Origin of the sequence: Terrisporobacter othiniensis, assembly GCF_000808015.1 — a bacterium.
Lineage (GTDB): Bacteria > Bacillota > Clostridia > Peptostreptococcales > Peptostreptococcaceae > Terrisporobacter > Terrisporobacter muris.
In genome coordinates this window covers 1-14,311 of record NZ_JWHR01000052.1, presented here as the reverse complement: position 1 = coordinate 14,311, position 14,311 = coordinate 1, and the positions used below count along the sequence as shown (strand labels likewise).

The following is a 14,311-nucleotide window of genomic DNA, read 5'->3' as shown; positions in this document are numbered from 1 at the left end:
ACTAATTTATTTTATTTTGAATTTCTTCTAAAAGCTCTTCCTTAGATTTTAATTTTTCATTTATCTCACTAATTTCTAAGTTTATATTTTCATTTCTTTGATTTATATTTTCTTTATTTGCATTTAACGTTGACAACTTATTACTTACATCTTGCTTTTCATTAAGTAAGTTAATTATCTCATCTTTTAAATTTTCTATTTTATCATTTAACTCTTCTATCTTATTTTTATTTGCTTCATTTTTCTCAATAAAAATGCTAATTTGATTTTTAAATTGATTTATTTATATTTTCTACTTCTTCCATATTTCTTTTTATCTTAGTAGAACTATTGTCTTTTCTTTGATTTAATAAATTAATCTCATAATCCTTTTTATCTATTACAGATCTAATAGAGTTAATATACTCTGTAGATTTTTCTATAGCTTTATCTATTTCTTCTATTTGAATGCTTACTTCCTTTGAACTTTCTTCAAAAGCTATTTTTTCTTCATCAATATTTTTTAATTCTTGGCCTAAAACGTCATATTGACTATTTATTTCACTTAATTGTTTTTCTATTCTTTGTATTTCTCTTATATAGTTATTTACTTCTATTTTTTTTAATTTTTCACTAAGGTCTAAGTATTTTCTTGCCTTAACTTGTTGATTATATAATGGCTTTATTTGATTTTCTATTTCCACATATATATCGTTTATTCTATCTAGATTTTCCTTAGTATTTCTTAGATTTCTTTCTGACTCAGTCTTTTTATATCTATACTTTGATATTCCACAAGCTTCATCAAAAACTTTTCTTCTATTTATTGGGTTATTACTTAAAATTTCATCAACTTTTCCCTGTTCTATAATAGAGTAGCCATCTTTTCCTATACCTGTATCTAGTAGAATTTCTTTTATATCTTTCAATCTACAGCTTTTATTGTTTAAATAAAATTGACTTTCACCATTTCTATAAGCCCTTCTTTTTATGGTAACCTCGCTGTAATCTATATTTAACTTTCCATCTGAATTGTCTATTGTAAGAGCTACTTCACAGAAATTCATAGGTTTTTGATTATCAGATCCTGCAAATATAACGTCTTCAAGTTTATCACCTCTAAGACTTTTTATACTTTGTTCTCCAAGAACCCACCTAACAGCATCAGATACGTTACTTTTTCCACTTCCGTTGGGTCCTACTATTGCTGTTACACCTTCTTTGAAGATTATATCTGTTTTGTTTGGGAAGGATTTAAATCCTTTTAACTCTAATCTCTTTAAATACAATGCTTGTCTCTCCCTTCCTTACAAAAATTCGTTGCACTCATGTCGTCAACGAGATACTTTCGCTAACGCTTCAAGTAAATCCGTTACTCAAAATACGCTTGGCCTGAGCGACTACGTCAGCGAAACACTTCATGTCGCCAACTATATATCTTCGCTACCGTTTCATATATATCCGTTGCTCAAAATTTGCTACGTTTAAATTAAAGGTTATAAATATTATATAGTTCTTTGTACATTTCTTCCGATTTAATATTTATTTCCTTGTTATCATCTAGTATTATTATGAATTCATCTTCTGCTAAATTTTCTGGTTTTATCTTCATATTAATATTAAGTTTATTTTTGAAGAATAATTTATTACTCTTCTTATTTCCAACAACTTTTGATATATTTTTATTATTTGTTTTTACTTCAATATTGCTTACAGTCTTATTTTGTATAACAAGATAATGTAAGTAGTCTTTAATCATTTCCCCTTCAACTAATTCCCTAAAAGCTGGATGATAAGGCCCATCTACTATTCCTTTTCCAAGCTGTATGTCTTCTGTTGCTTGTAATCCAACTCTTATAACATTTATGTTGTTAACATAAAATAAAACTAAAAGCTTTTTAACAATTGAAATACATTGTTCTAATGTAAAAGGCTTATATTCCCCTTTATTTAATAAAGTTTCCAGCCCTGTATCTCTTACTACTAATGTAGGATAAATTCTTACGCAGAATGGATCTAGTTCTATGAATTTTTTTGCTGTTTCTATACATTTTTCTTCTGTATCAGAAGGTAGTCCAACCATCATTTGAAGCCCTAAATTTATACCAGATTCTTTAATTAGATGTGCACTTTTAATTACACTTTCTATATCATGTCCTCTAGCACTATCATGAAGAACCTTTGCATCCAATGACTGCACACCAAGCTCTATAATTGTAGATTTATATTCTTTTAATCTATTTAATATGTCCACACTTATACAGTCTGGTCTAGTTGACATTCTTATATCTGATACTAAACCTTTGTCCACATATTCCTTCGCTACTGATAGTAATTCATTTTGAGTTTTTTCATCTATCGCTGTAAAACTACCGCCAAAAAATGCAATTTCCACATTAGCATCTTTTGGTATAGTGGGTAAGTACTCTTCAATAATATTTCTTGCTTCTTCACTAGTAACTTCTGTACTAACTCCTGTTATTTTCTTTTGATTACAGAAAATACAATCATGAGGACATCCTCTATGTGGTACAAATATTGGTATTATTCTTTTTTTCATTTTATCAACCTCTTAATCTAAAATTTTTGTGATTTAAGAGCAGATTTAGCAGCAACTTGCTCCGCATCTTTTTTACTTTTACCTTCTCCCACACCTAAAACTTTATCATTGATCCCTACTTCCATAACAAATCTCTTGTTATGATCTGGACCCTTTTCTTCAATCAACTTATACCAAATATGCTGCTCACCTTTACTTTGTAAAACTTCTTGCAGATATGTTTTATAATCTCTAAATATTTTACCTTCAATAGAGTTTTCTATTATTTCTTCCATAAATCTAAATATAAATTTACTCGCTTCTTCTAATCCACCATCTAAATATATAGCTGCAATTATTGCTTCTAAAGCATCTGCTAAAATAGATATTCTATCTCTTCCACCCGTAGCTTCTTCACCTTTTCCAAGTAATAGATACTCTCCTAGATGAATTTGTCCTGCAACTTCACTTAATGATTCTTCACATACAATGTTGGCTCTTAATTTTGTTAATTCTCCCTCTGGAAGATTCTTTTCCTTTTTAAATAAATAATCACTTATTACTATACTTAAAACTGAATCTCCAAGAAATTCTAGTCTTTCATTGAATTTATAATTTTTATTTTCATTTGAATATGAACTATGAGTTAATGCTTCTAATATATAGCTCTTCTTCTCAAATTTATAATTAATTGTATCTTCAAATTTACTAATGTTATAAATTGCTTTTTTATTAACGTTCATTGTTCCTCCTTAAATTATTATATCATTTTATAGTTTACTATTTTTAATAAAATAATGCAAAAAACCTATGGAGCAGAAAGCTTCATAGGCAAAATATTTTAATAATTTTGTGTTCTATTTTTCATCGTGATCTTCGCAGCTGCATCCACATCCACAACAATTCTCTTCATCTTCTTCTGATGATAATATTATTGCTTGGCAGTTAGGACAAATAACATCTACTGAATCATCAAATAATAGTTCCTCGTCTATGTCAACTAAATCACCACAATTTGGGCATTCCATTTCTATGTAACTTAATTCATCTTCGTCTTCGTAATCTTCATCATCGTAGTCGTCATAATCATCATCAAAGTCGTCATCGTCTTCTTCATATAATACATCTTCTAAATCTGATAAATCTTCGTCAACACTTTCAACATAGTCAACTAATTCATCATAATCTTCTTGCATGTCGTCTAATGTGTCAGCTAAGTTTTCCAATACATCTATTATCTTGCATATCATTTTGCCTTCTTTAGTTTCGCTTTCTATTTCTAAACCTTCTGCCAAGCCTCTTAAGTATGCTACTTCTTCGCTTAGATACTTCATAAGTTAATACCTCTCTTTCAATTTTATTTATAAACTAAAAGCTCATATATCATTATTATTAAGATATATAAGCTTTTTATACATTAAAATATTAAACTCTTGATAAATATTCACCAGTTCTAGTATCTACTTTTATTTTGTCACCTTCATTTATAAATAAAGGTACTTGAACTACTGCACCTGTTTCAACTGTAGCTGATTTAGTTACGTTTGAAGCAGTATCTCCCTTTATCCCTGGCTCAGTTTCAGTAACTTCTAATTCTGCAAAGTTTGGAGCTTCCACTTGGAATGGTTGTCCTTGGTAGAATCTTATAGTCGCTACTTCATTTTCTTTTAAGAATTTTATAGCATCTTCAACTTGCTCATAGTTTAAAGGTATTTGATCATAAGTTTCTTCATCCATAAAGTAGTATAATTCACCATCATCATATAAATATTGCATTTGCTTAGTTTCTATTAATGCTTTTGGGAATTTATCACTTGGATTGAAAGCCTCTTCTCTTATAGCTCCTGTTTTTAAGTTTTTGTATTTTGTTCTTACGAAAGCTGCACCTTTTCCTGGCTTAACATGTTGGAAGTCAACTATTAAACAAGGTTGTCCATCTTTTTCGAAAGTTACACCTTTTCTAAAATCTCCTGCTGTTACCATATCTGTTCCTCCATCTAAAAAATTTGTCATCATATTTAGCCTGATGATATCTATTAACTTCATCCCAATATATATCATCACATGAATTTAAATTTTTAATACACAATATACTTAATAAGTAAATTGCATATTTTTACAAAAATAATTTTTTCTCTTAATATAATATCATATATTAAGTTATTTAAACAAGTTTTTAACTAACTACTTTATTATATTTTTATAATTTATCTCTTTTTTTATACAAAATTACCTAGTTCAAATAATGTTACTTTAGCTAAAAATTAACCTTGTTTGAGAAACTGCGCTGAAAAATTATTTAATTAATTTTAATTTTTTTATTATATCTTCACAAATTTCTTCTCCAGTTTTATTATCTGTATTTATAATTATATCTGCAGCTTTTAAATATCTTTCTTTTCTTTTATCCATTAAAGTAGCTATATATTCTTCATTCATATTATCATTCAAAATTGGTCTACTTTGGCTATTTCTAACCCTTTCATATATAGTACTGGGACTGGCTGTAAGCAATATTACTTTACCCATTTGTTTCATTAATTCAATATTTTCATCTTTTATTACTATTCCTCCTCCGCAAGAAATAATAATATCATTCTCATTTGATAGTTCAACTAAAGTATCTTTTTCACATTTTCTAAAATATTCTTCTCCATATATAGAAAAAATCTTATCAACAGTTTTATTTTCCTTTAATTCAATATATTGGTCTGTATCAATTTTTTTTATTTTTAATAATTTACTTAATTTTTCTGATATATAACTTTTACCAGTGCCCATAAATCCAACTAATATAATATTAGTTTTTTCTAATTTAGAATTTTCTTGGAAATATTTATTTATTATATCTAAAAAAATATCTAAATCTTTAACTTCTATTTGACCTGGAGCGGAAGCTTTTGAGCCAGAAGCAAATGTTAAGCAGGACCCAAATATTTGACCACTCATACGACTTATTATCCCTTTTTTTCCCATGGAAATTGTTATTATAGGTGTTTCCTTGTATTTTTCTTTCATTATAGTTGTAACTTCTAATAATTTAATTACATCTATATAAGTATTAGGCATAACCGCCAACTTTGGAATATCTGCATTTAGTTTTTGCATATTTATTAAATCTTCAATCATTTCATTTTTTTGTGGCGTTTTTTCAAAATCATGCTTAGATATGATGACTTTAATATTGTTTTTATGAGCAACCTTAACTAACTCAGCTATCTTTGCTTCTCCAATTCTCAACTCCACATCAATAATATCAGTAAGTTTTTTTTCACATATGTTTTTATATAAATCCGTATATTCTTTTTCGCTTAGGCATATTTCACCACCTTCTTCTTTGCTTCTAACAGTAAAAATTAAAGGTTTTTCATTTAAAATCATTTTTATTTTACTTAACAAATCACATACTTTTTCAATATTTAAAACATGGTCAAAAAAGTCACATCTAAGTTCAACAATATCAACATTACTTGAATATATTTTTTCACATTCTCTTATTATTTCATCTTCAGTTTTACCTACTACAGATGTACAAATTTTAGGTTTTCCACAACCTAAATTTATATTTTTAACTTTTACATAATTCATATTATTCTCCATATATCCTATTTTATAATCATATATATTTTAATTTAATTAGATTGTATACTATTATTATATCATTTGAACATCATTCAATCAGATAATTTTATTTAAATATAAAAATATAAGTAAATTATTGTAAAACACTGCAATATAATGTAATTTATAAATATAGATATGGATCCCATATCTTTAATTTGTTTTTTGTTATGTGTTGTTTAGAAATGTTTATTTATGTGTGTATGTAAACGGAAAAAAGAGTTATCTCAAGATGATTTTTAAATCATTAAAGAGATAGCTTTTTTTACATTTTTTCACAGTAAATCGTACACAGATTTTGATCTTAAAGCACATGTCTTATAATTACCTCAATATAAAGGTCATTATATATTTTCCTAAATATTCATTAATTAAAATAAAAAGAAACCCAAGTATAATTCTTGGGTCTCTATATATAAAGTTAACTAATAACTCATTATATTTGTCTTGCCACATCTACTGCCTCTTTGATACAATTCAATGCTCTTCTAGCTTTAATTGCGTCTCCTATTATATGATAAGGTATATTATTTTCATCACAATATTGTGCTATTTCCTTATAATCGCGGGATCTTGAACCTATTGATACAACGATATTATCACAAGGTATTTCTTCTAAAACTCCTTGTTTATCAATAATAACTGAATTTTCTTTTATCTCTACACATTTAGCATTAGCTATAGTTGTTATTCCTTCTTTATATAAATTCTCCATTACACAAATTTTACGAAGTTGCCCCAAATCTTTTGCTACTTCATTTAACATTTCAACAACAGTAATCTTTTCAACTTTATCTGAAAGATACTCAGCAACTTCAAGCCCTACTAGTCCACCACCTACTACTACTATATTTCCTTCTAATTTAACTTTACCAGCTAATACATCATGAGAATTCGTAACATTAGCTAAATCAGAACCAGGTATATTAAGTTTTATTGGAGAAGAGCCTACTGCTACTATAATTTCATCGGGGTTTATACTTTTAATCACCTCAGATGTTACATTTGTAGAAAGCCTAATTTCAATACCTGCTTTCTCACATTCTTTTCCCATATGAATAGCTGCCAATTTCATTTCTTCCTTTCTTGGCGCTGCTCCAGCTAATACAAATTGCCCTCCTAATGAGTCACTAGCTTCACATATTACTGGAATATGTCCTCTATCTTTTAAAGTAGTTGCTGCTTGCAATCCTGCAACTCCTCCACCAATAATTAGCACCTTTTTAGGTTTTTCAGTTTTTCTTAACTCATATTCCTTCTCTCTTCCTAAGGCTGGGTTTCTTAAGCAAGTTATAAAAGGAACATCCTCAGAAACATATCCATCATAGCATCCTTGGTTACACCCTACACAACGTATAATGCTATCAGTTTCTCCCCTCATTGCTTTATTACAAAACTCTGGATCTGCAAGTTGACCTCTTCCTATTACAACCATGTCTGCTTTACCACTTTCAATAATTTCATCCGCTTGCTTAGGATCATTTATTCTTCCTACAGCAACTGTAACTAAGCCAGTCTCATTCTTTATTCTTGTTGCATTATCAACATTAAATCCTCTTGGTAAATCTACTGGTGGTACTTCATATTTAATAGCTGCACTTGAAAAGTTTCCTCTTGAAACATCAACTACATCTACACCTGCATTCTTAGCTAATTTGCAAAACTCAATTACCTCTTCAATAGTTAAACCATCTTCAAGATAATCATCAAAAGCATCTATTCTCATAAATAGTGGCATATCTTCTGGGATATTATTACGTATAGATTCTATACATTCTATTAAAAATCTTGAGCGATTTTCAAGAGATCCGCCGTACTCATCTGTTCTCTTATTAAAGGCTTTACTTAAGAAAGAGTGTGGCGTATAGTTATGTCCTGCATGGAATTCAACAGTATCAAACCCTGCTTCTACTGCGCGTTTTGCCGCTGTTCCAAAAGCCTCCACTGCTTCTTTAATTACTTCTTTGCTAGCTCCAGGTATTACATTATTAGGAGCCGCTTGAAAATCACTAGGTAATACAGCAGTTGCCGTTGAATCTCCGAAAAATAATACCGCTGATCCGCCTAGCCATAATTGAGCACCAGCTAGACCTCCGGCTTCATGAATTGCATCAGTTAACTTTTTCATTCCTGGAATATATTTATCATCAGATATTGCTAAAAAATTTTTGGGTGATGATTTACTATATACAGAGCATACTTCTGTAAAGTTTAAACCATTTCCACCTTTTGCCCTAGCTACATGGTAATCAATCAGCTGATCTGTTACATATCTATCTCCATTAAGCATTTTTGTCCCCATAGCAGGAAAAACAACTCTATTTTTAATTTCTAATCCCCTTATCTTTATAGAACTAAACAAATTATTATAGTACATAATATCCCCTCCGAAATTTATATTTTCTAAAATTAATATTCTTGTCTTTATATTATTGTATGCTCTTTCTGTAATTAAATCAATATGTTTTAAACAAATTGTTTTAATTACACAAAAAAATATATCTACTCTTTTGTAAATATATTCTCTACTTATTTACTTATTCTCTTTTAGTATACTTAATATATATCTTATATACTCTATTCTTTTTTCTTTATCACTTATAAGTTCATTTTTAAACTCCTCTGTATTAGCATCGCTAGTCGGATAAATAATTGATGATAAAAATATCATTTTTGTATATATAAATTTATTTTTAGGCAATTTTACTACTCTTTCTAAAACTATATCTAACTTTTTATTCATCGAGTCTGTAACATCTATTATTTTTTTTGCCATCTCGTCATCTTTATCTGCATTAGTAGCTTCTTTTAGCATTACGAGAACTCCTGGATATCTTAATATATATTCCATTATTTCATTAACACATAGAATTAACTTCTCTTCATCACTAAGCTCTTCATTATCAAGCTTAGAATAAGCTAAAACCATATTCTCAATATAAAATAACTGCACATTTTTCACCATTTCATCTTTACTTCCAAAATAGTAATTTATCGCACTTACATTTACTTCTGCTTCCTTTGCTATAGCTCTAATTGGAACATTTAATGAACCATTTTTCCCAAATAAGTATAGTGCCCTATCTAAAATTTTTTCTTCTATATTTTTAAGTTCTCTCACTTTTTCACCTCATCTAAAATTTAAATTTATACTTTTTAAGTTTATAACTATACTATATTTCAATCAAACTATTTATAGCTTTATCCCATATTAATATTCACAAATAATATTATATCATAAGACTATTTATGAATATTACTTTTCTAATATACTAGCATCAATTCATTTTTGTCAAACCAGTCATGACTATATAACATATACTAAAGCATCATCATACAAACTATCATTGTGATTTGTAATGGTTTTATTACATAAAAATAGGGCGATTAATATCTCCCTATTTTTATTCAAAAGTTTTTATGTAAGATTTAAAATCTGTTTCATATTTTTCATCATTTTTACTTAAATTAAGTTTAATAGATACCTTGTTATTTTGTATCATTACAGAGATAAAATCAATGTAGTCACCTATCTCATATCCACCAGTTTCACTATTCCCACTACTATTTAATGTATTTATAAATACATTTTATTGAGTTTATTTTTATATAAGATGAAGTATCTCCATTTATAGTATTTCCATTTAAATCGCGTATACTTATAATTCCATTACTATTTTCTATAGTTTTATTAATTTGAAAGCACATTTCTTCACCTTGTTCATATAATTCCACATTATCCTCAATAGATTTTTTATATTTATTCCCGAAGAATAAAAATGAATATAAACTTAGGGAAATAGTAGCTATAATAAATAAAGATATTATACTTTCTAAAAGCAAGTAACCTTTTCTATTTTTCATATATTCCCTCTTTGTATAATACCCTTCCGCTTACTGGTACTATTGTAATATATTTATAATTATCACCTTTATTAATACTAATTGTTCCACCTCCATTTTTATATAAACCACTAGTATAAAAAGATATTAAAGAATTATTTTGACCTATGGGAAAGTTTAAGTTTACATTCTTAGGTAAATACACTCTCTTATCTTCTTTTTTATTTCTATGTAAAATATAAGACCATTTATTATCTTCACTAATAAATCTAATATAAACATTAGGATTGTCTAGCATATTCTCTCTTCTAACATAACGTATATCTGAGCATAATTCCTTTGCAAAGAATTCGATTTTATAATTATCACCTTCGTATTTCATAAAACAAATGCTAGACATGATAACTATTATACTTATTGTTACTATAAGTTCAAGTGTGGTCACATTCCTTCTCGCTTCATATATTATTTCTCCTCATAATTGTAAAATGTAATCAAATCGCCTTCATTTATTTCAACAATTTCATCACTATCTATATTCTCAGGATCAACTACCATGTTTGAATCTTTATTTTCTTCTTGTTCACTCACATTTACTTCTTGTGAACTATTGTCTACTTTACCAAACCAAGGATTTTTAATTTTGGTGCTTATTAACGCATATTTATCATGATTATTAATTTTACTTTTTGTTAAGATTTTATAATGAATATATTCTTTTGTAGAAAAGTTATTGTCATAAGCCATATCTATAGTTCTATTCGTAAGACCTGTATTTTCAATTTTTTTCACTTTATTTATGAATATACCACTATTGTTCTTAGTTAAATAATTATAAAATTCATCTTCAGTATTTGTATTTTCTATAGCATATTGAACTTCTTTAAGCATGTTACTATAAATAAGTTCAATAACTCCTATATTCTCTTCTTTAAGCTTTTCAGTTTTGTATTCTAATTCACTAATTCTATTATTACTTAAAATCAGACTAGAGCATGTAATACAAATCAAACTAATTATTGAAAATGTAATAATAGACATAATTAAAATTGAACCTTTACTCTTTTTTCGTAACATATGTATTAAGTTCCATTTCTCTATTTTCATCTGATATTTTGACCTTTAAGTCATAACAGTTATAATAGCTAATTGGAGTAACTAAAGTTTTAACTTTAAAATTATTAATAGTTTTCTGTGTATTATATCCTTCAGTATTAATGCTATTTTTTATTTTATTTCTTTCATCTTCAATTATCTCCTTAGCTGTATATAGCATTTGTCTATTACAATTATTTTTCTTTAGTAAAATTATATTATTGTGTAATGTTGATGTGATTATAAATACTATCATACTAACAATAAATAAGCTTATTACACATTCTAGAGTTGTGAATCCTTTTCTTTTAATCCTCATCATCCTTTCTAAAGTATTACTTTAGTGAATTGAAATATATATTCTTTATTTCTTTAAGGTCATCCTCACTTGTTTTTATATTTTCCCATATTTCATAGGCTAATAATCCTTGATTGATTAGCATATTAATGCCATAAACAACATTTAAATTATTCTTCTTTGCCCAAGATAATAACGTAGTCTCATGGGGTTTATATACAATATCACATACCAGTAAGTTTTTAGGTGGATTTATATTAACATCTATCGGACAATCCTTAGATTCCATTCCTATCGGCGTTGTATTAATTAAGATATCAAAGCTATTTAAATCATTTTCTTCAACTGGTTTTATATTGTAATTAGTCTTACTTTGGAAGTTGCTATTAATTAAGTCGCAAATGCACTTTGCATTTTTTTCACTTCTATTTCTAATTTCAATATAAGAAACTTCGTGATTAGCTAATTCTACAGCTATACTTCTACAAGCTCCTCCAGCACCTAAAATGATTACTTTTTTATCTTTTAAACTATAACCTTCATCTTTTAAAGATTTTATAAATCCTATACCGTCTGTGTTATAACCTATCAACTCATCATTTACATTTTTTATTGTATTTACAGCTCCTATTAGTAGTGCATTTTTTTCTACTTTATCTAGGTATGGAATTATCTCAACTTTATAAGGAATTGTTACATTACATCCCTTCATATTAAAAGTTTTTATACCTAGCGCTACATTTTGTAAGTTGTTTTTTTCTATTTCAAAACACATATAAATATTATTCTTTTTATATTTTTGTGATAAATAATTATGTATGCTTGGTGAAAAGCTTTGACTTACAGGCTGTCCCAAAAGACCTATTAGTTTAGTGTTAGAATTTATGTTCATGGTAACTCCTTTATTATGTTTATTATCATATATCTTGTAATTTATACTTACTTATCTTAACTACAAGTCACATATTTTTTTATATTCATTATAGATAAAATTTTCATCAATTATTTTAATAGTTTTTTCATTATCATTAATATTTTTTTCCATATTAAACTCCATCTCAATTAATATGCAATCGTCCTTATTCGTTTTCATGTCTACTTTTCCCTTATATTTATTAATAATTAATTTGGCAATAGACATACTTAAATTAAGAATTTTTTCTTCATAATTATCAAGATATTGTTCATAGTTATATCTCTTAAAATTTTCTATCGTAATAATTACTTTATCTACTTTAGTTTTTATATTAAAATCAATCGTGCTTTTTATTCTAGAATTTTTCACTACTACAGACAGTAATGTAAGAATAGCTTTAGTAATATCATCTGAATCTATTCTTGTATATATTTCCTCTTCTTCTGTATCAAATACTATGTTAATACCTTTGTAGGCTGTATACTTATTTAACTGAGTAACTATATCTTCACATAAAGATACAATATCATAAATATTATTACTTTCTTTATGATTATCTTCTTCTAACTTAGATAGTTCCATTATTTTATTTATTAGTGTAATCAAAATTTCCACATGTTTTTTCATAACAAATATACAGTTTGCAAATTCTCCATTAGGCTCTCTTTTAATAATATCTTTACAGTTTCTTTCTATAAATTGATTGCTACTATGTAATAAGTTGGCTGGAGTTAGCAGTTCATGTGACATATTTATAAAGAAGTCATCCTTATCCTTATTAATAATTTCACTCTCTAAAATTTCCTTTTTCATTGATTCTACTTTAATTTCTTCAGTAATATCTCTGATTATAAGTACCATTTTATTAGATTTATTAACATTAATAAGCACAACACTACTTTCAATATTTACTAACCCTCCATATCCATCCTTTAATGTTTTTCTTATATACTTAATATTTTCATTTATATTGCCAGAGCTAATAGCTATATCATTATAAATTTCATCTAAATCCATATTCTCTATATCCTGAATTTTAAATAGTTCAAAGAAAGTATCGTTAGCATACTCAAACTCTTTACTTTCATAATCTAATACGCATATGGCCTCTGGTATAGTATCTATTAAAGTTTTATATTGATTTGTACTCATTTCCAATTTACTAAGTAGGTTTTTATAGTTAGATATATCCTTAATTTCAATCAAACTAATTTCCTCATTATCCTCAATAAATTTTATCCTGTCTACATATAATGAAATTTCTTTATTTTCGCCATCAATATAATTTATCTCACCTTTTGTAGCACTATTTAGAATTATATTTTTAATAGTACTATTATTTAAATCTATATCTAACTTGTTATTATTATAAATTATTTCTTTATTTTTTTCTAATATTATAGAGTATGGAATATTTTCAACTATTTTCTTATACTTTATGTCATTTTCTTGTATCTTTAATGCAATTTTCTTTTCATATGTAATATCTGATAATATACAAATCACGCTAGAAGATTCATATTCTTCATATAAAGAAAATACACATTCAAAAATCCTACCATCTTTTGTACTTATTTCTGTAATTACACTTTCGCTATAATATCTTGCATTTTCTATACTTTGTAAGAATTTTTCTTTTTCAATCATATTATCATTTAGAAAATCATCCAATTTTATTGCTGCATGATAATCATTATATGAATGAAACATATTTTTGAAAACAACATCATTATTAATAATATAGTTCTCTTCATCGATCAATAGTGCACTTTTCTTAAACTGCCCTAAAAGAATATGTAAATTTTTTTCTTTTAGGTCATAGTCTTCTTGTAAAATTTTGTTAACCATTCTGTAATTATTTAATCTTTCATCATATAACTTCATGTTTATTGCACTTCTATTTAAATTACTTTCCGTTTTCGAGTATTTTATGTTAGGTTGCTCAATATAAATTATATAAGTTTTAAAAAATATAACTGAAACAAACAATAAATCTAAAAATATATTACTATATATAAGC

13 protein-coding genes and 1 pseudogene are annotated in these 14,311 nt (G+C 26.9%); all 14 read right to left on the bottom strand.

The window, feature by feature from the left end; translation table 11 throughout:
• Positions 1 to 4 precede the first annotated feature (4 nt).
• Positions 5 to 1,268 (bottom strand): annotated as a pseudogene (locus tag QX51_RS04990) (chromosome segregation SMC family protein); the annotation flags it as partial.
• A 200-nt stretch (positions 1,269 to 1,468) separates the two neighbouring features.
• Entirely contained in the window at positions 1,469 to 2,539 is a 1,071-nt protein-coding gene (locus QX51_RS04985) for an elongator complex protein 3 (RefSeq protein WP_039678802.1), read from the bottom strand.
• Between the two features lie 17 nt (positions 2,540 to 2,556).
• A complete protein-coding gene (rnc, locus tag QX51_RS04980; protein WP_039678801.1) occupies positions 2,557 to 3,261 on the bottom strand; it encodes a ribonuclease III in 705 nt (234 codons plus the stop codon).
• A 114-nt stretch (positions 3,262 to 3,375) separates the two neighbouring features.
• Complete coding sequence (locus QX51_RS04975) at positions 3,376 to 3,852, bottom strand: CD1247 N-terminal domain-containing protein (protein WP_039678800.1); 477 nt, start codon at positions 3,850 to 3,852, stop codon at positions 3,376 to 3,378.
• A 91-nt stretch (positions 3,853 to 3,943) separates the two neighbouring features.
• Entirely contained in the window at positions 3,944 to 4,501 is a 558-nt protein-coding gene (efp, locus tag QX51_RS04970; RefSeq protein WP_039678799.1) for an elongation factor P, read from the bottom strand.
• A gap of 312 nt (positions 4,502 to 4,813) precedes the next feature.
• Positions 4,814 to 6,106: a type I 3-dehydroquinate dehydratase gene (gene aroD, locus QX51_RS20570; protein ID WP_074079196.1), complete on the bottom strand. Its 1,293-nt coding sequence runs from the start codon at positions 6,104 to 6,106 to the stop codon at positions 4,814 to 4,816.
• 469 nt (positions 6,107 to 6,575) lie between these two features.
• The gene (baiCD, locus tag QX51_RS04960; protein ID WP_039678798.1) at positions 6,576 to 8,516 is read right to left on the bottom strand and encodes a bile acid Fe-S flavoenzyme BaiCD; all 1,941 of its coding nucleotides are present in this window, start codon (positions 8,514 to 8,516) and stop codon (positions 6,576 to 6,578) included.
• Positions 8,517 to 8,672: 156 nt separating this feature from the next.
• On the bottom strand, positions 8,673 to 9,260 hold the full coding sequence (locus tag QX51_RS04955; RefSeq protein ID WP_039678797.1) for a TetR/AcrR family transcriptional regulator: 588 nt from the start codon (positions 9,258 to 9,260) through the stop codon (positions 8,673 to 8,675).
• Between the two features lie 443 nt (positions 9,261 to 9,703).
• On the bottom strand, positions 9,704 to 10,003 hold the full coding sequence (locus QX51_RS04950) for a hypothetical protein (protein ID WP_039678796.1): 300 nt from the start codon (positions 10,001 to 10,003) through the stop codon (positions 9,704 to 9,706).
• Positions 9,993 to 10,427 carry a hypothetical protein gene (locus QX51_RS04945; RefSeq protein WP_039678795.1) on the bottom strand — a complete coding sequence of 145 codons (435 nt, stop codon included), beginning with the start codon at positions 10,425 to 10,427 and terminating at the stop codon, positions 9,993 to 9,995. The genes QX51_RS04950 and QX51_RS04945 overlap by 11 nt, the downstream gene beginning before the upstream one ends.
• 20 nt (positions 10,428 to 10,447) lie before the next feature.
• Positions 10,448 to 11,089: a hypothetical protein gene (locus QX51_RS04940; RefSeq protein WP_141660777.1), complete on the bottom strand. Its 642-nt coding sequence runs from the start codon at positions 11,087 to 11,089 to the stop codon at positions 10,448 to 10,450.
• Positions 11,040 to 11,396 carry a hypothetical protein gene (locus QX51_RS04935; RefSeq protein ID WP_039678793.1) on the bottom strand — a complete coding sequence of 119 codons (357 nt, stop codon included), beginning with the start codon at positions 11,394 to 11,396 and terminating at the stop codon, positions 11,040 to 11,042. The genes QX51_RS04940 and QX51_RS04935 overlap by 50 nt, the downstream gene beginning before the upstream one ends.
• Positions 11,397 to 11,412: 16 nt before the next feature.
• Complete coding sequence (gene aroE / locus QX51_RS04930; RefSeq protein ID WP_039678792.1) at positions 11,413 to 12,267, bottom strand: shikimate dehydrogenase; 855 nt, start codon at positions 12,265 to 12,267, stop codon at positions 11,413 to 11,415.
• A 60-nt stretch (positions 12,268 to 12,327) separates the two neighbouring features.
• The coding region (locus QX51_RS04925) for a sensor histidine kinase (RefSeq protein WP_039678791.1) at positions 12,328 to 14,311 on the bottom strand (1,984 nt) is incomplete at its 5' end.

Bases quoted from the DNA above. Each gene is read 5' to 3' on its own strand.
- QX51_RS04985 (WP_039678802.1), bottom strand. From the start codon at position 2,539: ATGAAAAAAAGAATAATACCAATATTTGTACCACATAGAGGATGTCCT.
- aroD (WP_074079196.1), bottom strand. From the start codon at position 6,106: ATGAATTATGTAAAAGTTAAAAATATAAATTTAGGTTGTGGAAAACCT.
- QX51_RS04975 (WP_039678800.1), bottom strand. From the start codon at position 3,852: ATGAAGTATCTAAGCGAAGAAGTAGCATACTTAAGAGGCTTGGCAGAA.
- rnc (WP_039678801.1), bottom strand. From the start codon at position 3,261: ATGAACGTTAATAAAAAAGCAATTTATAACATTAGTAAATTTGAAGAT.
- QX51_RS04935 (WP_039678793.1), bottom strand. From the start codon at position 11,396: ATGAGGATTAAAAGAAAAGGATTCACAACTCTAGAATGTGTAATAAGC.
- aroE (WP_039678792.1), bottom strand. From the start codon at position 12,267: ATGAACATAAATTCTAACACTAAACTAATAGGTCTTTTGGGACAGCCT.
- efp (WP_039678799.1), bottom strand. From the start codon at position 4,501: ATGGTAACAGCAGGAGATTTTAGAAAAGGTGTAACTTTCGAAAAAGAT.
- QX51_RS04950 (WP_039678796.1), bottom strand. From the start codon at position 10,003: ATGAAAAATAGAAAAGGTTACTTGCTTTTAGAAAGTATAATATCTTTA.
- baiCD (WP_039678798.1), bottom strand. From the start codon at position 8,516: ATGTACTATAATAATTTGTTTAGTTCTATAAAGATAAGGGGATTAGAA.
- QX51_RS04940 (WP_141660777.1), bottom strand. From the start codon at position 11,089: ATGAAAATAGAGAAATGGAACTTAATACATATGTTACGAAAAAAGAGT.